Genomic DNA, 23,489 nt, shown 5'->3' on the forward strand with positions numbered 1-23,489 from the left:
CTACTTATGAATGCGGACAGTGACGTTCATGCCCGGCACGAGTCCGGCTCCGCTGTAGTTGTCGATGGAAATCGTCACCGGAATGACTTGAGTCACTTTTGTATAGTTGCCCGTTGCGTTTGAACTCGGCAACAAGCTGAACGTATTCGCCGTCGCATAGCCAAGCTTTTCCACTTTCCCGCCGAATTGGCGGTCCGGATAGGCGTCGACATAAATATCGACATCTTGACCGACTTTGACATCCTCGATATCTGTCTCTTCGATGTTCGCCGTCACCCACAAATCGTTTAAATCAAACCCCCGGGCAAGCGGCATCCCAGCGGCGACAAACGACCCCTCTACCGCGCTTTGCTGCACAACCGTCATCCGGTGCGGCACAGTGATCTCCACGGTATTTTTGCCGTCCGACACTTCCCCGATTTTCTCTCCAGCCGCGAACGTTTTTCCGATGTTTCCAGACCAAGACGTCAATTTCCCTGACAGCGGAGCAGCCACCGGGATGACTTGGCCGTCAATGCGGGCGTTGTCCGTTTTCACATAGTTTGTTGCCTCATTGACATAGTAATAGGCGGCAAATCCCCCGCCGACAAGCAAAATGAGCACGATCATGTTCAGTGCAAGCCATCGTTTCACGTTCACCGTTTATTCCTCCCCGAGTAAAATGGTTTTTACTTTTTCTTGCAGCCGCAAAAACTGTTCAATTTCCTCTGGCGGGACGAGCTCCTGAATGCGTTGAAGCCTCTGGCGCAGCACCGATTGTTCGCCAAACGCAGCAAACACCGTCTCTTTCCCTTTTTCCGTCAAACTTAAAATCACAGCGCGCCGGTCTCGTTTAGATGGTTCGCGGATGACGAGCCCGGCGCCAACGAGCCGGTCGACCGTGCCGCTTACATTGCTGTTGCTTAAGTTCAGCTTTTCCGCCAAATCGTTTAGACGGATATGCTCTTTTTTCAGCAACGTATACAGCACCATCAGCTGCACTTCCGTAATCCCGACGCGGGCCGCATCCTCGCGGATCAGGCGGTAGAGCGCCTTTTGCGCCCGAAAAATGGCGTACATAATGTCTCGACTGATTCCTTCCATTGATCCTCCCTCCTTTACTCATCAACCCGAATAATTTCAATGCGAATTATTTTCACACGAAATATGATTATAGCATGGAAATAAGGAAAATCAACTATATTGTTTCCTTCGCCTACAAGATGCCGTATAAACAAAAAAGACGCCCGTTGGGACGTCTTCGCCGATTATGTAAGGGATCCGCGCCGCGGTTGCCGTCGGCTGAATGCAGTTTCTCAACCACGCTCTACTAGGTGGGTGTTCGCAGAAACGTTCCTGCCGTCCTCACTGACGAATTGGAGGCATGGCATTCCGGTTTCGATATAGAACTCCCTTTTCATTGCCATCGGTTGAAACTTCATTCTACAACGCACAACGCAGCAGCGGATTGGTGATTATTATCATACACGATCCTTAGTTGTTTGGCAAGGGGGACAACCATCCATTTTTTTCAAACCGGATACACCCCATGCTTTCGTTCAGAAAAGGCCATGTATTTGGACGTATACGCGGCAAATCGGCGGATGAGCTCGCCGCGCAGCTCGTTCGGTGCAACGATCCCGTCGATGACGAGCTCGGAGGCGAGACGGTAAATGTCGATGTCGCGCCGATATTCTTCCCGTTTTTGCTCAACAAACGCCGGCCGCTCTTCCGGCGGCAGTTCAGCGATTTTGTTCGCATAGACGGCGTTAACAGCCGCCTCCGGTCCCATCACCGCGATTTGGGCGTTCGGAAACGCAAGGCAACAATCTGGTTCAAACGCCGGTCCGGCCATCGCGTACAACCCGGCGCCGTATGCTTTGCGGACGATGATCGAAATTTTTGGCACCGTCGCCTCCGACATCGCCGCAATCATTTTCGCCCCATGGCGGATGATGCCGGCCCGCTCGACTTTCGTGCCGATCATAAAGCCCGGAATGTCGGCCAGAAACAGGAGCGGAATATGGAACGCATCACAAAGGGTGATGAATTTCGCTGCCTTATCGGCCGAGTCGTGGAACAGCACCCCCCCTTTGACGCGCGGCTGGTTGGCGATAATGCCAATCGGCTGGCCGTCAAGACGCGCCAAGCCGGTGATGATTTCAGGCGCAAACAGCTTTTTCACTTCGCAAAACGATCCTTCGTCAATGACCCGCTCAATTAGATCATACATATTAAACGGCGCATTTTGGTTCGCCGGCAAAATGTCTTCAATCGTTTTGTCGAACGATTTCGGCGGCTTCGCTTCAGCCAGCGGCGGTTTTTCGCTATAGTTGGACGGAAAATACGACAAATAGCGGCGCGCATAGGCGATCGCCTCTTCTTCAGTTTTCACAAGCACATCGCCGCAGCCCGAAACGGTGCAGTGCATGCGGGCGCCGCCCATTTCTTCAAGCGTTACTTTTTCGCCGATGACCATTTCTGCCATGCGCGGCGAGCCTAAGTACATCGACGCATTGCCTTCCACCATAATGACGATGTCGCAAAACGCTGGAATATAGGCGCCGCCGGCCGCCGACGGACCAAAGAGCAAGCACACTTGCGGCACTTTCCCCGACAGTTTCACTTCATTGTAAAAAATGCGCCCTGCCCCGCGCCGGCCGGGAAACATTTCGATTTGGTCGGTAATGCGGGCGCCGGCTGAATCAACTAAATAAATAAGCGGACAGCGCAGCTTTTCCGCCGTCTCTTGGATGCGGATGATTTTTTCGACCGTGCGCGCTCCCCAAGAACCGGCCTTGACGGTCGAGTCGTTCGCCATCACACAGACGGTCCGGCCGTTGATTTTTCCGATGCCGGTCACAACCCCATCCGCCGGCAGCCCGTCAGCCAGGCAGTTGGCAAACAGCCCGTCTTCCACTTCCAAACCGTCATCCAACAATAAGTTCAGCCGGTCGCGGACAAACCGCTTTCCTTGGGCGGCGTTTTTCTCATGATATTTCGGCGCCCCGCCTTTTTTGATGTCGGCCGCCCGTTTCTCCAACTCTGCAGCCAGCGCGGCACGTTCGCTAGCCGTTTCCTTCATCCCCATGTTGTCGCCTCCTTGCTTCGTTTACCACCACTGTTTTCGCAGACAGCGTTTTTATCCATCGAATGTCATGCCCCGCCAACACGTTTAATGGCATTGGACATCGCGGCCGGCCACTTTGAAGCGGCGCTTTGACGTCAAGTTCTCAATGCGCGCTCGGCAAGCAGCCCACCCCGGCGCAACACGTTTGGCCGAGCCGTTTTGGACGGCGGCATTGAAACGCTTGCGGTCGTTTGTTTAGAAACGTTCCTATGACCGTTCCCGATGCTTTTGGCCAGCCGCGTTGAAGCACCTTACTCCCCTTTGTATACCGGTTTCCGTCTTTCTTTAAACGCCTGCAAGCCTTCAAGCCGGTCTTTTGTCGGAATCGTTGCCTCATAGGCGAGCTGCTCGATCGCCAGGCCGGTCTCTAGGTCGACGTTAAACACGCTTTGCACCGCCCGTTTCGCCTGGCGGACGGCAATCGGCGCGTTTTCGGCGATTTGCCGGGCCAATTCAAGCGCCCGCTCCATCAGTTCGGCGCGCGGCACGGCGTATTCGACGAGGCCGATTCGCTCCGCTTCCTTGGCCGTGATCCGTTTCGCGGCAAAGATTAACTCTTTCGCCTTTCCGATGCCGACAAGGCGCGGCAACCGTTGCGTGCCGCCCGCTCCCGGAATGATGCCAAGCGACGTTTCCGTCAGTCCGAGCTGAATGTCATCGGCAGCGAAACGAATGTCGCACGCTAAAGCGAGCTCGAGTCCGCCGCCAAACGCCGAGCCATTTAACGCGGCGATGACCGGCTGCGGCACTTTCTCCACCTCATTGATCGTTTTGCTGATCAAGGCGACCGCCTGCCGCACTTCCGTTTCATTCATTCCCACCCGCTCCTTCAAGTCGGCGCCGGCGCAAAACACTTTTTCTCCCGCCCCCGTCAAAATCACGACACGTACATCTTTTCGAAACTTGACCTCTTGCAAAAGGCTGCCAAGCTCTAGAAGAAGCGCTCTGGAAAGCGCATTGGCCGCCTCTGGGCGGTTTAACGTCACGATGGCAATGCCATTTTCTTGCATTTCAAATGATACGAGCGTCCCCACTGTTCTCTCCCCCCAAATGAATGTGCTTATGATGAAATCGTTTGTAAATAGCGGCTTGGGAGCGGGCGGCCGATTTTCTCGCGAATAAACAAGGCCGCTTTCGTCAGTTGCTCCACATTAATCCCGGTGTCAATTCCCATGCCGTGCAGCATGTACACTAAATCATCGGTGGCGACGTTTCCCGATGCCCCTGGGGCGTACGGGCAGCCGCCGAGGCCGCCAAGCGAACTGTCAAACGTGGTGATCCCCATTTCCATCGAGACTAAAATATTGGCGAGCGCCGTCCCTCTTGTATCGTGAAAATGCATGGCGATTCGCTCGGATGGAAAATGGCGGAGCACGTCGGCAAGCACGTCTTCGACTTGTTTGGGCGTCGCCACGCCGATCGTATCGCCTAACGACAGCTCATCGATCCCCATGGCAAACAGCCGGTCGGCGACCGTGAGCACTTGATCGACGGCAACTGCCCCTTCGTACGGGCAGCCAAACACCGTCGAGACGTAGCCGCGCACCGTTTTTCCTCCTTGCTTGGCCGCTTTCACGACTCCTTCCAACACCGGAAACGTAGCGGCGATTGTTTTGTTAATGTTTTTTTGGTTATGCGTTTCGCTTGCTGACATGAAGACGCCGACTTCATCGACCCCGGCGCTAAGCGCCCGCTCAAGCCCTTTTTCATTCGGGACAAGCGCCGCATACGTGACGCCGCCTTTGCGGCGGATGCCGGCCGCGACTTCGGCGGCATCGGCCAGCTGCGGAATCCATTTTGGATGGACAAATGACGTCACTTCGATATACGACAACCCGGTTTCCGACAATAAATTGATCCAGGCGATTTTGTCAGCCGTCGCGACCGGCGCCGCTTCGTTTTGCAAGCCGTCGCGCGGACCGACTTCTTTAATCGTCACCTTCGTCGGCCATCGGCCCATGTCCGCTCCCCCTTTCGCTTCGTCCCCGTCCCCTTGCCTTTTGCCATACCGAACGGCAAATCCCCACCTATTGTTGGCGGAACGGTTCGCACGCCTGTTTCGCTACTCGATCTCAACGAGTACGTCGCCCTCGTTGACGAAATCCCCTTCCTGCACATGAATGTGCTTTACTGTGCCGGACGTCTCGGCAGCGACGGGAATTTCCATTTTCATGGATTCTAAAATGACGACATCTTGCCCTTCTTCGACGCGGTCGCCGACGGCGACGACAATTTTCCATACACTTCCGGCCATGGTGGCAGTGACTTGGTTCATCGTTTCTTCCTCCGTTTCTGCTTCATTTTGTTTTCGTTGGCTGCCAATAGTTTGAAAGAAAATCGGTCGTCGTTTCCGCCGCATGGAACGCCGGATGGGACAATACCGCTTCAAGCAGCGGGATGTTCGTTTTAATCCCTTCAACGCGATAGTCCCGAAGCGCCTCGAGCAAGCGTTCAATCGCCAATGTCCGGTCCGGGCCCTTGGCGATCAATTTGGCGATCATCGGGTCGTAAAACGGCGTAACGGTTGTGCCGCTTTGGATCGCCGTTTCATGGCGAATTCCTTCCCCTTGAGGAACGGAAAAGGCGGCAATGCGGCCGGGCGACGGGTAAAACGTGTTCGGGTCTTCGGCATAAATGCGCACTTCAATGGCATGCCCATCGCGGCGGATGTCTTCCTGCTTATAGCGGAGCGGCTCGCCGGCGGCGATGCGCAGCTGCTCTTCAACGATGTCAATGCCGGTGATTTCTTCGGTCACCGGATGTTCGACTTGGAGCCGAGTGTTCATTTCAAGAAAATAAAAGTTTTTTTGTTCGTCGACCAAAAACTCAATCGTGCCGGCGTTCGCATAGCCGATATAACGCGCCGCCCGGACGGCAGCTTCGCCCATCTTCCGCCGCGTTTCTTCATCTAAAAACGGCGACGGCGCTTCCTCCACCACTTTTTGATGGCGGCGCTGGATCGAGCACTCGCGTTCCCATAAGTAGACGCAGTTGCCGCGCCCATCGGCGAGCAGCTGAATTTCAATATGGCGCGGACGTTCAATATACTTTTCAATATACATCGTCCCATCGCCGAAAAACGAAGCGGCCCGTTTTTGGCTGCCTTCAAACGCCCGGCGCAGCTCCGTTTCATCGCGGGCGATGTGCATGCCGATGCCGCCGCCGCCCGATGATGCCTTCAGCATGACTGGGTAGCCGATCGAAGCCGCGGCTGCCGCCGCTTCATCTGGACTGTCTAGCGCAAAGGAGACGCCTGGAACGATCGGGACGCCGGCTTTTTCCATCGTCCGCCGCGCTTCGATTTTGCTGCCCATCGCGGCAATGACATCCGCTTTCGGGCCGATAAAGACGATTCCTTCCTCCTCACAGCGGCGGGCGAACGCCGGGTTTTCCGAAAGCAGCCCGTAGCCGGGGTGAATCGCTTCCGCCTTCGCCGCCTTGGCGACTTCGATCATTTTTTCGATATTTAAGTAGCTTTCCGCCACGCGCGGCTTGCCGATCAAATACGCCTCATCAGCGAGCTGGACGTGGAGCGAATCAGCGTCCGCTTCCGAGTAGACGGCGACCGTTCGGATGCCGAGCTTTTGGCACGTGCGGATGACGCGGACGGCGATTTCACCGCGATTGGCAATCAACACTTTCGTAAACATCCTCTCACCCTTTCGCAAAAACTAAGAATGCCGCCGGGCGGATGAATGAACCGCCCGGCGCGGCGGTTTAAGTCGTTAAGCCGAGGCGCTGTTTCGCCATTTCCCGCAGCTTAAATTTTTGAATTTTCCCGGACGCCGTCATCGGGTACGAATCGATAAACTCGATGTAGCGCGGGATTTTATGGCGGGAAATGTTGCCGCGGCAAAACTCGCGAATTTCCTCAGCAGTCGCCGTTTCGCGGTCCTTTAAGATGATCCACGCCATCACTTCTTCCCCGTACGTTTCATCCGGCACGCCGACGACTTGAACGTCCAAAATTTTCGGATGTTTGTATAAAAACTCCTCGATTTCGCGCGGATAAATGTTTTCGCCGCCGCGGATAATCATATCTTTCAGCCGGCCGGTGATGCGGCAGTAACCGTTTTCGTCCATCGTCGCCAAATCGCCGGTATGCAGCCAGCCGTCTTGGTCGATCGCTTCGTTGGTCGCTTCCGGATTGTTGTAGTACCCTTTCATCACATGGTAGCCGCGCGTGCACAGCTCCCCTTGCACGCCGCGCGGCACTTCGTTGCTTGTGCCCGGCTCGACGATTTTCACTTCCACGCCCGGCAGCGCGCGGCCGACCGTTTCGACGCGCAGTTCGATCGGGTCGTCAGTGCGCGTCTGGGTGATGACCGGGGACGATTCCGTCTGCCCGTAGGCGATCGTAATATCGGTCATGCCCATTTTGTTGATGACCGCTTTCATCACTTCGACTGGACAAGGAGAACCGGCCATAATGCCGGTGCGCAGCGATGACAAATCGTATTTGTCAAAATCCGGGTCGTTCAGTTCGGCGATAAACATCGTCGGCACGCCGTGCAGCGCCGTGCACCGCTCAGCGGCCACCGTCTCGAGCACCCGCTTCGGATGAAACTCAACAACCGGCACCATCGTCGCCCCGACAGTGACGCATGCGAGGGTGCTCATGACGCAGCCAAAGCAATGGAAAAACGGCACCGGAATGCAAAGACGGTCGCCTTCGCCAAGCTTCATGCATTGCGCCACTTGGTGGGCATTGTTGATGATGTTATAATGCGTCAACATGACCCCTTTCGGAAATCCGGTCGTCCCTGATGTGTATTGCATGTTGATCACATCGTGCGGATCAAGGCTCTCTAACCGTTCATCGAGCTCTTCTTCCGTCACCTCATGCGCCATCGCCAAGATGTCATTCCATGTGAACATGCCTGGATAGCGTTGATCGCCGAGCAAAACGACGTTTTTCAGCTTCGGCAGCCGCTTGGACTGCAGTTTTCCCGGTTCGGCCGTGCGCAACTCTGGGACAACGTTGTACAAAATGTCGATGTACGAAGAATCGCGGTATTGTTCGATCAAAAAGAGCGTCGTTGAATCGGACTGCTTCAGCAAATACTCAAGTTCGGCCGCTTGGTAGTTTGTATTGACCGTAACAAGCACTGCTCCCATTTTCCCGGTCGCAAACTGGCAGGCGATCCATTCCGGGACGTTTGTCGCCCAAATGGCGACATGTTCCCCTTTTTCAATGCCAAGCCGCATCAAACCGCGCGCGACAAGGCGGCAATAATCATTAAACTGCCGGTACGTCAGGCGCAAGTTGCGGTCGGCATACACGACCGCCTCATGATCCCGGTATTGCCTGGCGCGCTCCTCTAACAATTTCCCCACAGTCACCGCTAACATCGACCGTCTCCTCCCCTTTGTCCGAATTCACTGTTATGGATATGCGCATATTTCCGCTTTTAGCATCCGAGTTGGCGGGCGATGACAAGACGCTGAATTTCCGATGTGCCTTCGCCGATTTCCATGAGCTTGATATCCCGCAAGTGGCGTTCGACGCCGTATTCTTTCATATAGCCATAGCCGCCGTGAATTTGGATCGCCTGATTGCAGACGCGGAATCCCATTTCCGATGCAAACAGCTTGGCAAACGACGCTTCTTTTGTGAACGGTTTCCCTTGGTCTTTCAGCCAAGCTGCTTTGTGCACCATGTTGCGGGCGAGCTCGATTTCCATCGCCATATCCGCAAGCTTAAATTGGATCGCCTGGAACTTGGAAATCGATTGGCCAAACTGGACGCGCTCTTTCGCATATTGAAGCGCTTTCTCAAACGCCGCTTGCGCGATGCCGACGGCCAAAGCGGCGATCGAAATGCGCCCGCCATCAAGCGTGTACAAAAACTGCTTAAACCCTTTTTGCGGATCGCCTAACACGTTTTCTTTCGGCACGCGGACGTTCTCAAAAACAAGCTCGCACGTATTGGAGGCGCGGACACCCATTTTGTCGTAATTCGAACGGATTGTAAATCCTGGGGAGTCGGTTGGTACGATGAGAGCGGTGATGATGTTTTTGCCGCGCGCGTCTTTGCCCGTGACGGCGGTGACGATCACTTGCCGCGCGTATTGGGCGTTTGTGATCCAGCATTTTTCGCCATTGATGACATATTCATCGCCGTCAAGCACCGCGGTCGTGCGCGTGCCGCCGGCGTCCGATCCGGCGTTCGGTTCAGTGAGCCCGAAGGCGCCAAGCGTTTCCCCCTTTGCCATCGGCACAAGCCACGTTTGTTTTTGCTCTTCCGTCCCGAAGTAATAAATCGGGCTCGCCCCGAGCGAAACGGCAGCTGCATAGCTTAGTCCGGTGCCGCCGCAGGCGCGGCCGATTTCCTCAACGGCAATGGCGTATGAAATCGTATCGCCCCCGGCGCCGCCATACTGCTCCGGAAACGGCAAGCCCAACAGCCCCAACTCGCCCATTTTGCGGAACACTTCACGCGGAAAATGCGCCTCTTCATCCCATTTCGCCGCGTATGGGGCAATTTCCTTCTCCGCAAAGTCACGAACCATTTCTTTAATCATTTGTTGTTCTTTCGTCAACGAAAAATCCATATTCTCCCTCTCCCCCATTTGAAAAATGACTATATGAAAACCGACTAGTCGGTTTTCAGCTGGAACGGAAATAGACCAACGGTTATTTGTTTAGGCGATCGCCGAGACCGACTAGTTGGTCTGTGCACAACAGGCCGCTTATTCGCTGGGTGGCCGCAGCAAAAACTGTGCTGCCGCCGGATGCTCCGGGTTGCGAAGCACCGCATGCAAAATGAAATCGGCAAAATAGGTCGCAATTTCCTCAATCGACAGCGGTCCGTCCGGATTGTACCATTTGTACGTCCAGTTCACCATGCCGATGATCGACATGCCGGCAATCTCCACCGACAGCTCCGGACGAAACTCGCCGGCCTCGATTCCCTCGCGGATGACGCGAAAAATAATTTGTTTAAATTCTTCGCGTTTTTCATTGATCAGCTCGGCGTATTCCGGTTTTAAGTACGTGCTTTCCTGATAAAAGACGGTAATATGCGGTTTATATAAATGAAATACTTTGACAAACGATTGAACGATGGCGTACAAGCGCTCGGTTGGCGTCGAACAGCTTTCATACGCTTCCTGCGCTTTTGTCAGCGCATACGTAATAAAGACGTCATGAATATGGTAAAGCAACTCGTCTTTCGATTTAAAATTATGGTAAAACCCGCCTTTCGACGTGTCGCTTTCCGCGACGATGCGGTCGACCGTCACGCCATGGTAGCCATATTTCTCAAACAAATGAAGAGCGGTGTCGATAATGCGGTCTCTGAGCGGTTTATCAGCCATAACAGTCCCCTTCGCATCGATCGTAAAACATTTCCGAAAAAACGAAATATTCTTCTTGTTTATTAAGATACTCGACCGTCGCAGCCATTGTCAACAAAAATCGTTCCGACGCCCGAAAAATGGGAGGCGTCTTTCTTTCGCCGCACACCATCCGATCGGCTGCGCAAGCCCTACCCTCTAGCCGCACGAACTGAAACAAAACCGATGCTCCATACATAATCACGGCCGTTTTTCCAAAAGATAAAAACCGGAGGTGGCTTCTATTGGAACCGATGTTATGCCCGAACTGCAAAACGAACCGGACGCGGTTTCACCTCATCGAGCAGCACCCGCGGGCGGTCAAGCTCGACCCGCATACCGGCGATATTGAGCATGAGTACAGAAATGACGCGCTCGAACCGTTCCATCTCCCGTACCGCGGCCCAAGCTACCGCGTCCAATGCGGCGTCTGCGGGCTGATTGAAGATGCAGATATGTTCATTCAGCGCGCCAAATCTTCTCCATTGGGGTGATGAACATGGCAAACAAAAAACAAACATCGTCCTCAATCGTTGACCAAAAGCAGCTTGTCAACGACAAGACAAAGGCGATGCGGGAACGCGGCGATCAGCACATTCGCCGCGGCACGCCTAACGGCGCAGACGGACAATAACCGCCAGCCTGCTTTTTGTACACAAGCAAGCTGGCGGGATTTCCGCCTTTCTAACGGTACATCGCCCACAATCCGATATCGTGAAAACCAAGGCGATGGTAAATGCGGCCGGCGTCCGGATTGTCATAAAACAAGCACGGCATCTTCCCTTCGGCGAGCAAATCACAAACAAGCTTCGCTACGATGGCGCTCGCATATCCTTTCCCGCGATGTTCTTGATCGGTGCAGACGCCGACGATCATCGCCGACAGCGAATTTTCCGCCGTTGTTGATGCCGCCGCCAACATCTTGCCGTCTTGTTCAATATAGTACGTTCTCGCCGAATTCGTTTCCATCCCCTTCACTAGCATGTCGCGCGCCGTCGGCCTCGTGTCAAACTCAGGAATGCGGCGCCGCAAGTCAATGATCCGATCAACATCGGCCCATCCGGCTGTTTTGACGGCGAACGCCCCCATTTCTTGACGGGCGTATTCATCCGTCCGGCACTCGCAAAAGTAAAGGGTCCGCTTCGCCCCGAGCGGCAGCCGCTCTTCAAACTGCCTGCCAATTTCCTCTTTGCCGGACAGCTCGACAGGCAACGAGCGGGCGGTCTCGCGGATGAGGCGGGCAAAGCCATCGGCATCAAAATCACCCGGCGCGTACGGAATGTAAGAGTCATAATAACGAAGCAGCACCGCCAATAATGAGCCGTTGCCGTCAAACTGCCCCCAAACGTCCTGGAAATCGGCGTCATAGCCGAACGATTCGATATCGCCAATGAGAAATAGGTTGAATGACGGATCTTGCCGCAAAAACGAAAGTAGTTGTTGGTCATCTTCGGCCGTTAACCGGCGAATCATGGCGCTCCCCCGCTTTTCGAATAATATTTTTTCCATTATACTATAGTGTATATCTGTTGCCAATGGCACAATGATCAGGAAAAAGGAAACGGCCGGCAACCGCGGAGGGCGAATGCTGTCAACCGGCGTCGGCCAACTACGAAGAGAGGAGGAAGCCCGCTTTCCATAAGCAAGGCGGTGATGCCGATGAAGTTTATTAATGATCTATATGAATATTACAAAGACCGGCTGACCGGGGATGAAGAAGACGCTGAAGCAGTAGCGATGTCCATTTTGGATGAACTCGACCGCCGCGACGTGCTGAAGCTGATCGGTGAGATGACTGATGAAGAGCTGCTCGGCATGTTCGGCCTGTACTTGTTTGAAAGCTTGAAAGCAAAAATGGCCCGTGAAGGCCTCGGGGCCACGCGACTGCAAGAGGGACCGCGCGTCCATTGACAAAAAAACGGCTGCCCCGGCCAGACAGAGCCGTCTGTACTGGGGACAGCCGCATGTTGCGAACAAAGGCCGGGGCTTGTCATGCCCAACGGCCTTTAACGGAACGATGAACTGCACAAACCGTACGGAACGTGCTCCGTCATCAGCCCGCCGGGAATGCGTCTTCCGCTTTCCCCGCTTAGAAGCCGAAAGGCTGTCTTTGAATGGAACGCTCTCCCACTTGCGCTGACGCTTCAAGTTCGAGCCGCCTACCGATAAAACTGTACGTCATATCCTTCTTTCAATAACACTTGATAAATCTGCTGGATATGATCTTCATTTTTCGTCTCGAGCGAAAAATGAATTTCCGCCTGGCCCGGCAGCACTTTGGCGCCGATGCGCTGGTGATGGATCGACATCACGTTTGCTTCCAGTTCGGCGATAATGCGCAGCAGCTTGTTCAATTGCCCCGGCTTGTCGGAAATGATCGTCGTAAACGTGACAAACCGGCCGGCCTCGACAAGCCCCCGCTCGATGATGCGGGAAATCAACGTCACATCAACATTGCCGCCGCTTAAAATGGCCGCGACTTTTTTGTCGCGAAACGGGAGCTTTTGGTACAAAAGCGCCGCCAGCGGGCAGGCTGCTGACCCTTCGACAAGCAGCTTGTTTCGTTCAAGCAAATAAAGCATCGTCCGTGAAATTTCCGCCTCCTCCACACAAACAACGCCATCGACGTACTGCTCGATATATTGGTACGTAATATTGCCCGGCTTTTTCACCGCGATGCCATCGGCGATCGTATCCGACGCGGCGATGGCGACCGGCTGCTTATGGCGGAGAGCAGCAGTCATACCGGGGCAAGCGGACGATTCGACGCCGTACACCTCGACGGACGGCTTCAACTGTTTTAATGTAAACGCCAGCCCCGCAAGCAAACCGCCGCCGCCGACCGGGCAAAGGACGACGTCCACATCGGGAAGCTGCTCATTCAACTCTAAGCCGATCGTTCCTTGGCCGGCCATGACGGCCAAATCGTCAAACGGGTGCACAAACGTCATTCCCCGCTCGCGCTGCAGCTCGAGCGCATATTCGAGTGCCTCATCGAACACATCGCCATGCAAAACAACTTCCGCTCCGTAGCTTTTCGTCGCTTCGATTTTGCTTAGCGGCGCCCCTTTCGGCATGACGATCGTGCATGGAATATGAAGCATGCCGCTTGCATAGGCGACCCCTTGGGCATGGTTGCCAGCTGAGGCGGCGATAACGCCGCGCGAACGCTCTTCGTCGGTCAACGACATAATTTTATTGAATGATCCCCTTACTTTAAACGACCCCGTTTTTTGCAAATTTTCAAGTTTCATATACACGTCATTGCCGGACAACCGGCTGAACGTTTGCGAATGTTCAAGCGGCGTTTCATGGACAATGCCTTTCATTTTTGCCCTTGCTTGTTCAATGTCTGTTAACGTCAACATCACCAAACCACCCTTTCCGATCAGGCGACCGGTTCTTTTTCGCCCCGCTTTATGATCGAAACAGCGAACAGGAACACCGCCTCTTTCGGGGCGGGATGAAAGCGGGCCCCGCATTTCATCAACGACGGAAATATTGTATCATAAAATCACCGCTTCATCATTCAACGATATAGTTTGCGTTGCTTTTCCCTTGGACGATGGCGTACGATAAAAGAGTGAAGGAGGGAATAACCTATGCAGCGACGCCGACCTTTGTTGCTTTTATCGACCGTCATGTTTTTCGTTATGTCAGGTTTTGGCATCATTATTCCCGTATTGCCGTTTCTCGCTGAAGAAGTGGGGGCTACTCCGCTCGAACTTGGGTTGCTAATGGCGGTGTATTCGCTCATGCAGCTGTTGTTTTCCCCGATGTGGGGACAGCTGTCCGATCGTTATGGCCGCAAGCCGGTATTGCTCATCGGCATCACCGGGCTGTCGTTATCGTTTTTCCTTTTTTCCGCGGCCGAAACGCTCATGATGCTGTTTATCGCCCGCTTGCTTGGCGGGGCGCTGTCAGCGGCAGCGATGCCGACCGTGATGGCGTATGCGGCCGACGTCACCTCACCGGATGAACGCGGAAAAGCAATGGGAGCGATCGGCGCCGCAACCGGGCTCGGCTTTATTTGCGGGCCAGCCATTGGGGGAATGTTTTCGCAAACGAATTTGCATCTGCCGTTCGCCATCGCAGGAACGCTATCGACGGCGACAGCGCTGTTCGTATGGTTCGTTTTGCCGGAATCGATGCGCCCGCCAATCGCTAATCAACCGGCCGGCCGGCAACGGTCCAGAGAAATGATGAAAAGTCCGCTTCTTTATTTGTATTTGCTACAATGGACAGCGACACTCGCTCTCGCTGGGCTTGAGGCAACGTTTGCTTACTTCGCTGATCGCCGCGCCGGGCTCGGTTCAGTTGAGCTCGGGTATATTTTTATGATGATGGGAATCGCCAGCGCCTTCGTCCAAGGGGCGCTCCTTGGACGATTGATCAAACGGTTTGGCGAGGGCCGTGTCCTTCAGGGCGGGCTTGCCGTCTCGGCTCTTGGCTTTGCGTCTATTTTACTCGTGCAAGACTTTTGGACGGCCGCCCTTTTTTTATCGATTTTCGGCATCGGCAACGGTGTCATCCGTCCTTGCGTTTCCTCGCTCATTACAAAACAGGCTGCCGGCCGGCAAGGAAGCGCGGCCGGACTATTGTCCTCGTTTGACTCGCTCGGCCGCATCATCGGCCCGATTATCGGCGGCGGTTTGTTCAGCTATATGGCAGGGCTTCCTTACTTGTTCGGCATCGTTCTTTGCCTTGTCGGTGCGGGATTGTACAGGCTGTTTGCCGTCCGCAGCCAGGCGCGCCGTTTGCTTCCTTAATCCGCTCCCGCGATGGCGGATTTTTATTGATTATTTAGCACATAGTTTTATAAAAATAAAAGTCGATATATGAACAACTGTCACTGACATCCGTTTTTCTTGTTCGTCATTTAACATATCGTTCGATTAAGGCAAACCAGCTCGTATGAGATAGGCAAACATAGATGAATTTGCTAATATGGAAGAAAAGCATTCGGAGCACGAAAGGATGAAACGGTTTTGACCGAAAAATGGTATGATACAGCGCCGAGCGTCGCGGCGTGGACGACGAGGGCAACGATCGTCCGTCAAGCCGATGATACATACGTTGTGACATTGGCTGAAACAGCGTTTTACCCGAAAGGCGGCGGCCAGCCGTCTGACACCGGCACGATCGCCGGCTTGCTGGTTCGAAACGGCAAGCAACGATGGCGGCCTCCATTGATGCCAACCGTCACTGACCGTTCAGTAGACATAAGGGCGTTCCTCATAGCCAAAGACGGTTCACTTTTGTAAAATAGAAAATGAGATGTGTAGCTAAGGAGTTTGGAAGGATGAACGATCGATTGGTACAACAGCAAACTGAAGAGCTCGAGCGAAAGTTGCGCGCTTATGAGCGGCTCATCGAACAGCTTCCGTTCCCATTTGTGTTTACCGATTACGAAATCGGAATCACCATCGAAAAAGGTCGCGGCAGCGATGCCCGGCCGCGCCTGCACCCGGTCCCGGCCGCCCCTGGCAAGGGAGCGGAATGGCAGTGGGACGTTGACTTGTATCACGATGTGCCGTTTGAAAAAGTTGAGGCGTTTTTAACACCGCTGCTTGACCTTGTTCCGCACCATATCGTTTTCGTCGACGGCCATGGCATCATTACGCTTTGCAATTTACAGGCGGCCATCGACACCGGCGTCGACCGCGACACTATCATCGGCAAACATATTCGCGAGTTGCTGAAGCTTCCCGACGAGCTGATCGCAACACTTCAATCGCTCGAAAGGGGCGAGCCGCTTTACAATCACGAAGTGCTTGACCGCTTTTACGGCATCGTCAATACCCGCTTTATTTATAATGATGACGGATCGGTCAAACGGGTCATTAGTATGTTCCAATCGCTCAGCATGATGAAAGAAACGGAAAAGTTGGCCGTCGCCGGCCGCATTGCCGCCGGCATCGCCCATGAAATCCGCAATCCGCTGACGACGGTGCGCGGCTATTTGCAGCTGCTGAAAAATGATTTGCCGGATCGCGTCGCGTCGCTCGTTGAGCGGCTGCTCATCCCTGAACTCGACCGAGCGAACGACATCATTACCGACTTTTTAAATATCGCCAAGCCGGCCGACGTGAAAATGGAGACGTTCAACTTGCACCGCTTTTTGCGTGATGACGTCGGTGTTTTGCTGCAAAGTGAAGCGCTGCTTCATAATGTAAACGTCCATTTTGATCTTGATGAACAGCTTGACGATTATGAAATGAACGGCGACCGCAGCCAACTGTTGCAAGTGTTTTTAAACTTATTCCGCAACGCCGTCGAGGCGAAAGTCGCGAAGACGATGAATGTGACGGTCAGCAGCCGGAAAGCAAACCATATCGTCCAGCTTCGCTTCTGCGATGACGGGCCCGGCATTCCGTCGTCGGTCATCGATCATATTTTTGATCCGTTTTTCTCAACGAAAGAAACGGGGACAGGGCTTGGCCTTTCATTGTCGAAAAAAATCGTCGAACTGCATCGGGGAACGATGAAAGTGCAAAGCGGCGGGGGCGGCGCCTGCTTTCTCATGGAATTTCCTCTCCGCAGCCAGCCGCCGTTTCTTACGTCGTAAACGGCTTCCGGAAGGGGATTGCGCCCCTGTCTCGGGAGCGGAAAATTGATGATTTAGCACAATGTGTTGTTTTTTAAGTTAAAGGAGGAGCCGCTATGGCAATGACCGCTCCAGCCGCCGGAAAATGGCGACGTCTATTCGCTTTGTTTCTCCCTATTTTTGTTTCGCAAGCCGGCCAATATATGATGAATTTTACTGACGTCGCGATGTCCGGCCACGCGAGTGCCGAAGATCTGGCCGGGGTGGCGATTGGCTCCAGCCTATGGGTGCCGGTGTTCACCGGGGTCGGCGGCATTTTGCTCGCCCTGCCGCCAATCGTCTCCCACCATTCCGGCGCCGGACGGCACGAAGACATTGCCCGCACTGTCATCCAAGCGCTTTATTTGTCCGTCGCAATCGCACTCGCCCTCGTCCTGGCCGGCGCGGTCGCCGTGCCGTTCATTTTGGAACAGATGCAGCTTGAAGAAAGCGTCCGGTACATCGCCTCTCATTATTTGCTGGCGTTGTCGCTCGGAATCATCCCGCTGTTCCTTTATGCCGTGCTTCGCTATTCGATCGATGCGCTTGGGCAGACGAAAGTGACGATGTGGATTACGCTCACCGCCTTGCCGATCAACATGCTGTTCAACTGGCTGTTTATTTACGGACACGGCGGATTTCCGCGCCTTGGCGGCATCGGCACCGGCTATGCGACCGCAATCACGTATACGTACTGCTTTGTGTCCGCCGCCTTGGTCGCTGCCAAATTTCGCCGCTTTGCCCCATATCGTGCGTTCGCGCGTTTTTATCGCCCTTCATGGGCCGCATGGAAAGAGCTGCTCAAAACAGGGGTGCCGATCGGGTCGGCCATCTTTTTTGAAACGAGCATTTTTGCCGCTGTAACGCTGCTTGTCGGCCGATTTGGCGGCGAAACAGTCGCCGCCCATCAGAGCGCCCTTAACTTCGCTTCGCTGTTGTATATGATTCCGCTCAGTTTGTCAATGGCGCTGACGATCGCGGTCGGTTTCGAGGCGGGGGCCAAACGGTATGAAGACGCGAAACAGTTTTGCCGAATCGGCATTGCCATCGCCTTGGCCGTCGCTGCGGCTGCCGCTCTGTTTCTTTACGCCTTCCGCGGCCATGTCGCCCGGCTGTACACGAACGATCCCACTGTGGCGGCGCTGACCGGAAAGTTTTTGCTGTATGCGATCTTCTTCCAGTTTTCCGATGCCATCGCCGCTCCCATTCAAGGGGCGCTGCGCGGCTATAAAGATGTCAACGCCGTGTTTTGGGCCGCCCTTCTCGCCTACTGGGGCATCGGACTTCCCGTCGGCTGTGCGCTCGCTCTGCTGACCGCCGCCGGGGCGTTCGGCTATTGGATCGGACTCATCACCGGGCTGGCGGCTGGAGCGCTTTTCCTCAGTTTTCGCCTGCGGGCCATCTGGCGCCGCCACGGAAGCCGGCGCACGCCGCTCGCCTCGTAAGGCAGAGGCGCCCGGGCAAGCGGCCTATAAACAAAGCGAAGGATGCCCATCATTCGGGGCATCCTTCATTGCGACGATGTCAAAACGGCCGAGCCGCAAAACGTTCCGGTTGACAACCGGCTGCTGTTTAGTCCGCCGCCTTTGGCGACGGCTGTTGTTTCATATACGCCAGCACGTCAAGGTCGATCTTTCCTTTTCCCGCTTCGCGCTCTTCAAAGTTTTCCGTATGTATATACGCCGTCAGCGCCTGGTGGAGCGCCTCGCTGTCCTCCGTTTTTTCCTCCGGCAAATAGCCAAGGCGGACCAGCTCGGTGATAACTTCCTCCTTGACCGCTCCTTCCATCGCTGCCACCTTCTCCGGCCGCGGCTTCTCGAAATACAGCTGCCGCAATTGATACAGGCGGATCAGCTCCTCGATCGGTTGCGGATGGTCATCGACGCGCAAATCGATATAACGGTCATTGTAGCCGCCGTATCCCCCTCCTTCTTTTACGACAAGCAAGGCGGCCGACTGTTGGCCGCGGCGATCCCCTCCTGCCGCCTGGCCTGCTTGGAGCGCCTTTAACAGCCGTTCGGCGAGCGGGCCTTTCGTCCGTTCAAACGTTTTTCCCATCGCCAACACGGTTTCCTCTCCAGCCAAAATGTTGCCTTGGGCTGCATAGTTCGGACCGGTGATGCCGCCGGCCCACGGATAACATTTTTTCCCGGTGAACGTTGCCGCCCGGCCTTTGGCGTCAACGATGCCGACTTGCCGCAAATCGCGCTCGCTGTCATCGGCAATGAGCCGTTCGAGCGTTTCTTGCGCCGTTTTTCCTTCGGCCATCCACTCGAGGCCGCGCGAGCCGTACGACGTGTTGGCGTACGACTGCGTCGCCACCGCCCCGACGCCTGCTTTCGCCCATGGCACGACCGCGCCAACACCTAAAAATTTCGACTGGACAGCAATGCCAAGCTCCCCGGTCGCCGGATCGAACGCGACGATCGAAAACGTTGCGACCACGTCTTTCGGAATGCGTTTCATTTTCCCGCCCTCCACGTTGCGCTGAATTTTTTATTCTCCTTATATTTCTCCTCTTCCCCCCGGTCTTCCTGCCTCTTTCAAAAAAATGACGGGGGAAACGGCCGTTGCCCGGCCGCCTCCCCCGCTTGCCCATCATCAGCTTAGCACCAAGTTGCCCCGACGATAATGAGCAAAATAAACAAGACGACGATCAACACGAAACCGAAGCCGTAACCGCCGTAACCCGGATAACCGAAGCCATAGCCGCCCCAGCCGTAGAAGCCATATGGCATATTCGTCACCTCCTTGCTAACAGGTAGGGTTCATTAATACACCCAACCACCAATACATGCACATCCGACAATAATTAACAAGATGAACAGAACGACGATCAGCGCAAACCCGCCGCCGTAAGCTGCACCCATTTGCCAGCACCTCCTTCGTTTTTGTACTAGTAGACTATTCACGAAGCGGGGAATTGGTTAGGTGTTTCGGCAAAAATGGGTATTTGCCGCGCGGGGGCAAAAAGAAAGGCGGCCCGTCACCCGGACCGCCGTTACGCTTGCAGCGAATTTCGCTTCCACTTTTTTCGCTCCGGCGCCTGCCTCATTTGTACGATAGAAAACAGGATCAACGCCGCCCAAATGCAACTGAATGCATACAAATGGGCTTTCGTGAACGGTTCACCGAACAAAAAAACGCCAAGGAGAAGGCTGATCGTCGGCGCAATGTATTGCAAAAAGCCGAGCATTGTCATCGACACGCGCTTTGCCCCTTTGGCAAAATACAAAAGCGGCACAGCGGTGGCCGGCCCAGCCCCAGCAAGGAGCACCCATTGCCACCATGCCGCTGCCCCGACGAGCGCCGGCGTTTCGTTATATAGCCATAATAAGTAAACGGCCGAAATCGGCATCACCGCCATCGTTTCCAACGTCAGACCGACGGATGAGTCAACGCTCGCCAACTTTTTCACTAAGCCGTAAAATCCGAATGACAAAGCGAGCGATAGAGCCACCCACGGAAATGAACCGTATTCCACTGCCATCACGGCCACGCCGGCCGCAGCGAGAAAAAAGGCGAGCCATTGTCCAGCGCTTAGCCGTTCGCTCAATACGGCCGTCCCGAGCGCCACACTGACAAGCGGGTTGATGTAATAGCCGAGGCTGGCTTCAACGATATGGTGATGGGTCACTGCCCATATGTAAATAAACCAGTTGGCGCTAATGAGCAGCGCAGCGGCGGCAATCCCCCACGCTAGCGCCGGCCGGCGGCGCATCGCCCTAAGTTCTTGGCGCCAGGCAGTGAGCCGTCCAGTCGCCGCCAAAAGAATAACCATAAAGCCGAACGACCAAATGATGCGATGGGCCAAAATCTCAAGCGCCGGACGCGCCTCAAGCAGCTTCCAATAGAGCGGCAGCACCCCCCATAACAAATACGAGGCGGCCGTATATAGGATCCCTTGTTTTTCTTCACGAAGATGCCCCACGTCACTGTCCCCTTTTCTTTGGTATCTCCGTTCCATTATACCGCCGCCGCCTTATTTTATCTATCAAAAACACATCCACATCGCCCGCCGGGCAACATCAAAACGGGGCGGCGCCCGTCCCCGTTCCCTTGCAGCCTTGCTTGGCCGCACTGTTTTGCCTGTCTCCGCTTTTCTATTTTTCCAGACCGCCGCTTACCAACCGACACAAACACAACCGACAATAATCAATAAAATGAACAAGACGATCACAAGTGTATAACCGTTGCTGACAAAACCGCTCATAGCGGGCACCTCCCTTATGGATTCACGGGGCCATCATATGCGCCCACCCGCCCAAATGGCCGGGCAAATGCCCATCTTTCCGGAAAAACACCTATTTTTCTTTCGTCCCCGTCTCCCCCCACCAGCCTTTTCGTTTGAAATAGAGGGCGATAAGCGCGGCGACAGTAGCCATAAGGAGCAACGCGAGCGGATAACCGTATCTCCATTTCAGCTCCGGCATGAACGTAAAATTCATGCCATAGACGCCGGCAATAAACGTCATCGGTAAAAAAATGACGCTCACTAATGTTAACGTCTTCATAATAACGTTCATATGGTCGGACTTAAGCGACAGCTGCAAATCAAAAATGGCGGACAGCGATTCTTTAAACGCATCGAGCGCTGCCGGCACGCGGGCGAATCGGGATGCCACCTCGTCGATATACGGGTTCGTTTCCGCGTTAATGTACGGAAGCTCGGCATGGCGGATCGTTTTGATCGCCTCTTCCTGTGCTTCGGCGACTTGCCTCAGCTCATGAAGATACGTTTTCATCCGGTAAATATCACGTCCGATTTCATTGGCAAACGGGGTCGCAAATACTTGCCGTTCGAGCGCTTGAATGCGGTCGGCAATTTGGTCGACGACTTGCAAAAAGCGGATGGCGGCCAAGTCTAGAAAATGATATAACACATACCCGGGATAAAGCGCCTGATTGCGATGGTCTAACAGCCGCTCTTTCACATGGCCGATGAACGGGTCATCCTCATCCATGTAGCTGATGATATGCTGTTGTGCAGCGAGCAGGCGAACGTTTGCCGTCCGACCGGACGGACGGATGATAAACAAGGAGAGGAACACGCATCCTTCGTACTCATCGACGATTGGGATGTCCGTTCCGTCGATCAGCCGTTTTTGGGCGAGCGGGTGAATCGACAAGGACGAGAGAAGCCGCTCCAAATCGGGTTTGACAGCGGCGGTAAAATGAAACCAGCACGATTGGCCGCCCGCTGGCGCATGGCGTTCATATGTTCCTTTTGGCAGCAGACGAGGAGAGTGGTTCGTCGCCATAGGATGACGTCCTTTCTATCATAGGATTAGTTCTATTGTTTGCTGCTTGCCACAAAACTACTCCGCGTCCGCCGTTAAAAACAAACTAGCGCCGGCACGGCAGCGTTCGGCCGATGAAGCAAACAACAGCTTCCCTGCCAAGCGGGCCAACACCTTAGAAAATCGATCCGGCGTCGGCTGTACCGGAAACGCCCGCTGCGGAACACCGGCAAGCAGGTGGCCTACCCTTGCCGATCCACACGCGCTTCCGGCTCGACATGGACGTGCGTCGCCCGGATGTTATGCCGTTTTTTCATCAGCCGTTCGACTTCGTCGGCGATTTCATGACTTTTCGCCACTGTTAAGCGCGAATCGACGCGGATCGTCACTTCAAGCACAATATCGTTGCCTAACGTGCGCGCCTTAATGTCGGCAACATCACGCACACCGCCCACCGCAGCGATTTCTTCGCGGTAAACGGCGAGCTTCCTTTCATCAAAACCGTCGGTCAACGTGTGCGCCGTTTCCATAAAAACTTCCCATGCCGTTTTGCAAATGATCGCGCCGATGATGAGCGCCGCCAGCGGGTCAAGCCATGGCCACTCGAGCCGCGCCCCGACGATGCCGATCGCCGCTCCAGCGCTGACAAGGGCATCCGATAAGTTGTCTTTCGCCACGGCGGCGAGCGCGGCACTGTTCGTCCGCCGCGCCAACCGGGTATTGACCGCGTAAATAAGGAGCATGACTGCTGTCGAGGCGAGGGCGACCGCCGCCGCCAGCCAATCAGGGGCAGCCTTCTTTCCACCATGAAGAAGCGTACCTATGCCGGTGATGACAACATCAATGCCGATCGACATCATCAAAAAGGCAGCTACAAGCGACGAGATGTTCTCCGCCCGCGAATGTCCGTACGGATGATTGCGGTCGCGCGGTTTTTTGGCGATTTTCATGCCGATATAGACGGCCGCTGAAGCGATCACATCGCTCAAATTGTTCCAGCCGTCCGCCTTCACTCCGTCCGATCCAGCCGCCGTCCCGGCGAGAAGTTTGCCGGCCGCCAGCAGAAGATAAACAGCGATGCTTAACAGCGCGCCGGCCTCAGCCCGTTGTTTCCATTCCACATGCTTCACCAACCTAGCCGTTTCATTCTTGCACGTATCAGTGTACCAGCTTGATATCGGTTGAGTCTACAGCAAGAAAATTGCCTCCCTTCACGA

General features: G+C 54.7%; 26 protein-coding genes and 1 other RNA gene. 7 read left to right on the forward strand and 20 right to left on the reverse strand.

Annotated features, from left to right (window positions below; translation table 11 throughout):
• The 11 genes from IC803_RS08850 to IC803_RS08900 form a co-directional block, all read right to left on the reverse strand.
• A complete protein-coding gene (locus tag IC803_RS08850; protein WP_184317665.1) occupies positions 1–609 on the reverse strand; it encodes an efflux RND transporter periplasmic adaptor subunit in 609 nt (202 codons plus the stop codon).
• A 33-nt stretch (positions 610–642) separates the two neighbouring features.
• Positions 643–1,083, reverse strand: coding sequence for a MarR family winged helix-turn-helix transcriptional regulator (locus tag IC803_RS08855; protein ID WP_081207486.1), 441 nt, complete (start codon positions 1,081–1,083; stop codon positions 643–645).
• A gap of 175 nt (positions 1,084–1,258) precedes the next feature.
• Positions 1,259–1,447: non-coding RNA, 6S RNA (ssrS, locus tag IC803_RS08860), on the reverse strand.
• Between the two features lie 63 nt (positions 1,448–1,510).
• The gene (locus tag IC803_RS08865; RefSeq protein ID WP_081207487.1) at positions 1,511–3,070 is read right to left on the reverse strand and encodes an acyl-CoA carboxylase subunit beta; all 1,560 of its coding nucleotides are present in this window, start codon (positions 3,068–3,070) and stop codon (positions 1,511–1,513) included.
• A 290-nt stretch (positions 3,071–3,360) separates the two neighbouring features.
• Positions 3,361–4,143: an enoyl-CoA hydratase gene (locus IC803_RS08870; RefSeq protein ID WP_081207488.1), complete on the reverse strand. Its 783-nt coding sequence runs from the start codon at positions 4,141–4,143 to the stop codon at positions 3,361–3,363.
• 26 nt (positions 4,144–4,169) lie between these two features.
• Positions 4,170–5,069, reverse strand: coding sequence for a hydroxymethylglutaryl-CoA lyase (locus tag IC803_RS08875; RefSeq protein WP_081207489.1), 900 nt, complete (start codon positions 5,067–5,069; stop codon positions 4,170–4,172).
• A gap of 102 nt (positions 5,070–5,171) precedes the next feature.
• On the reverse strand, positions 5,172–5,384 hold the full coding sequence (locus IC803_RS08880; protein WP_081207490.1) for an acetyl-CoA carboxylase biotin carboxyl carrier protein subunit: 213 nt from the start codon (positions 5,382–5,384) through the stop codon (positions 5,172–5,174).
• 22 nt (positions 5,385–5,406) lie between these two features.
• Positions 5,407–6,759: an acetyl-CoA carboxylase biotin carboxylase subunit gene (locus IC803_RS08885; RefSeq protein WP_081207491.1), complete on the reverse strand. Its 1,353-nt coding sequence runs from the start codon at positions 6,757–6,759 to the stop codon at positions 5,407–5,409.
• A gap of 67 nt (positions 6,760–6,826) precedes the next feature.
• Positions 6,827–8,461: an AMP-binding protein gene (locus IC803_RS08890; protein WP_081207492.1), complete on the reverse strand. Its 1,635-nt coding sequence runs from the start codon at positions 8,459–8,461 to the stop codon at positions 6,827–6,829.
• A gap of 59 nt (positions 8,462–8,520) precedes the next feature.
• Positions 8,521–9,663 carry an acyl-CoA dehydrogenase gene (locus IC803_RS08895; RefSeq protein ID WP_081207493.1) on the reverse strand — a complete coding sequence of 381 codons (1,143 nt, stop codon included), beginning with the start codon at positions 9,661–9,663 and terminating at the stop codon, positions 8,521–8,523.
• 138 nt (positions 9,664–9,801) lie between these two features.
• Positions 9,802–10,428 carry a TetR/AcrR family transcriptional regulator gene (locus IC803_RS08900; protein WP_081207494.1) on the reverse strand — a complete coding sequence of 209 codons (627 nt, stop codon included), beginning with the start codon at positions 10,426–10,428 and terminating at the stop codon, positions 9,802–9,804.
• Positions 10,429–10,691: 263 nt separating this feature from the next.
• Here IC803_RS08900 and IC803_RS08905 point away from each other — a divergent pair, with 263 nt between their 5' ends.
• Together IC803_RS08905 and IC803_RS18375 are read left to right on the forward strand one after the other, a co-directional pair.
• A complete protein-coding gene (locus tag IC803_RS08905) occupies positions 10,692–10,940 on the forward strand; it encodes a DNA alkylation repair protein (protein WP_081207495.1) in 249 nt (82 codons plus the stop codon).
• A gap of 5 nt (positions 10,941–10,945) precedes the next feature.
• Positions 10,946–11,080, forward strand: a complete 135-nt coding sequence (locus IC803_RS18375) for a hypothetical protein (protein ID WP_255396835.1) — start codon at positions 10,946–10,948, stop codon at positions 11,078–11,080.
• Between the two features lie 50 nt (positions 11,081–11,130).
• Here IC803_RS18375 and IC803_RS08910 read toward each other — a convergent pair whose 3' ends face one another.
• Complete coding sequence (locus IC803_RS08910) at positions 11,131–11,919, reverse strand: GNAT family N-acetyltransferase (RefSeq protein WP_081207496.1); 789 nt, start codon at positions 11,917–11,919, stop codon at positions 11,131–11,133.
• 180 nt (positions 11,920–12,099) lie between these two features.
• Here IC803_RS08910 and IC803_RS08915 point away from each other — a divergent pair, with 180 nt between their 5' ends.
• Positions 12,100–12,357 carry a DUF6154 family protein gene (locus IC803_RS08915; RefSeq protein WP_081207497.1) on the forward strand — a complete coding sequence of 86 codons (258 nt, stop codon included), beginning with the start codon at positions 12,100–12,102 and terminating at the stop codon, positions 12,355–12,357.
• 248 nt (positions 12,358–12,605) lie between these two features.
• Here IC803_RS08915 and ilvA read toward each other — a convergent pair whose 3' ends face one another.
• A complete protein-coding gene (gene ilvA / locus IC803_RS08920; RefSeq protein WP_081207498.1) occupies positions 12,606–13,814 on the reverse strand; it encodes a threonine ammonia-lyase in 1,209 nt (402 codons plus the stop codon).
• Positions 13,815–14,048: 234 nt separating this feature from the next.
• Here ilvA and IC803_RS08925 point away from each other — a divergent pair, with 234 nt between their 5' ends.
• The 4 genes from IC803_RS08925 to IC803_RS08940 all read left to right on the forward strand — a co-directional run bounded on the left by IC803_RS08925 (position 14,049) and on the right by IC803_RS08940 (position 18,477).
• Positions 14,049–15,215, forward strand: a complete 1,167-nt coding sequence (locus IC803_RS08925; RefSeq protein WP_081207499.1) for an MFS transporter — start codon at positions 14,049–14,051, stop codon at positions 15,213–15,215.
• Between the two features lie 219 nt (positions 15,216–15,434).
• Entirely contained in the window at positions 15,435–15,710 is a 276-nt protein-coding gene (locus tag IC803_RS18500) for an alanyl-tRNA editing protein (RefSeq protein ID WP_081207500.1), read from the forward strand.
• 38 nt (positions 15,711–15,748) lie between these two features.
• Positions 15,749–17,014 (forward strand): two-component system sensor histidine kinase NtrB, encoded by a 1,266-nt coding sequence (locus IC803_RS08935; protein ID WP_081207501.1) that lies wholly within the window; start codon positions 15,749–15,751, stop codon positions 17,012–17,014.
• A gap of 95 nt (positions 17,015–17,109) precedes the next feature.
• Entirely contained in the window at positions 17,110–18,477 is a 1,368-nt protein-coding gene (locus IC803_RS08940) for an MATE family efflux transporter (protein WP_081207502.1), read from the forward strand.
• A gap of 127 nt (positions 18,478–18,604) precedes the next feature.
• Here IC803_RS08940 and IC803_RS08945 read toward each other — a convergent pair whose 3' ends face one another.
• From IC803_RS08945 to IC803_RS08975, 7 genes are all read right to left on the reverse strand, one after another.
• The gene (locus IC803_RS08945; RefSeq protein ID WP_081207595.1) at positions 18,605–19,498 is read right to left on the reverse strand and encodes a DUF1028 domain-containing protein; all 894 of its coding nucleotides are present in this window, start codon (positions 19,496–19,498) and stop codon (positions 18,605–18,607) included.
• A gap of 140 nt (positions 19,499–19,638) precedes the next feature.
• Entirely contained in the window at positions 19,639–19,770 is a 132-nt protein-coding gene (locus IC803_RS08950) for a YjcZ family sporulation protein (RefSeq protein WP_020959727.1), read from the reverse strand.
• Positions 19,771–19,803: 33 nt separating this feature from the next.
• On the reverse strand, positions 19,804–19,902 hold the full coding sequence (locus tag IC803_RS08955; protein ID WP_011231081.1) for a YjcZ family sporulation protein: 99 nt from the start codon (positions 19,900–19,902) through the stop codon (positions 19,804–19,806).
• A 131-nt stretch (positions 19,903–20,033) separates the two neighbouring features.
• Positions 20,034–20,963, reverse strand: a complete 930-nt coding sequence (rarD, locus tag IC803_RS08960; RefSeq protein ID WP_081207503.1) for an EamA family transporter RarD — start codon at positions 20,961–20,963, stop codon at positions 20,034–20,036.
• 192 nt (positions 20,964–21,155) lie between these two features.
• Complete coding sequence (locus tag IC803_RS08965) at positions 21,156–21,245, reverse strand: YjcZ family sporulation protein (protein ID WP_078172624.1); 90 nt, start codon at positions 21,243–21,245, stop codon at positions 21,156–21,158.
• 91 nt (positions 21,246–21,336) lie between these two features.
• On the reverse strand, positions 21,337–22,293 hold the full coding sequence (locus IC803_RS08970) for a magnesium transporter CorA family protein (RefSeq protein WP_081207505.1): 957 nt from the start codon (positions 22,291–22,293) through the stop codon (positions 21,337–21,339).
• Positions 22,294–22,514: 221 nt separating this feature from the next.
• Positions 22,515–23,405, reverse strand: a complete 891-nt coding sequence (locus tag IC803_RS08975; RefSeq protein ID WP_081207506.1) for a cation diffusion facilitator family transporter — start codon at positions 23,403–23,405, stop codon at positions 22,515–22,517.
• Positions 23,406–23,489: the final 84 nt, after the last annotated feature.

Origin of the sequence: Geobacillus sp. 46C-IIa, from assembly GCF_014679505.1 — a bacterium.
Taxonomy (GTDB): Bacteria; Bacillota; Bacilli; order Bacillales; family Anoxybacillaceae; genus Geobacillus.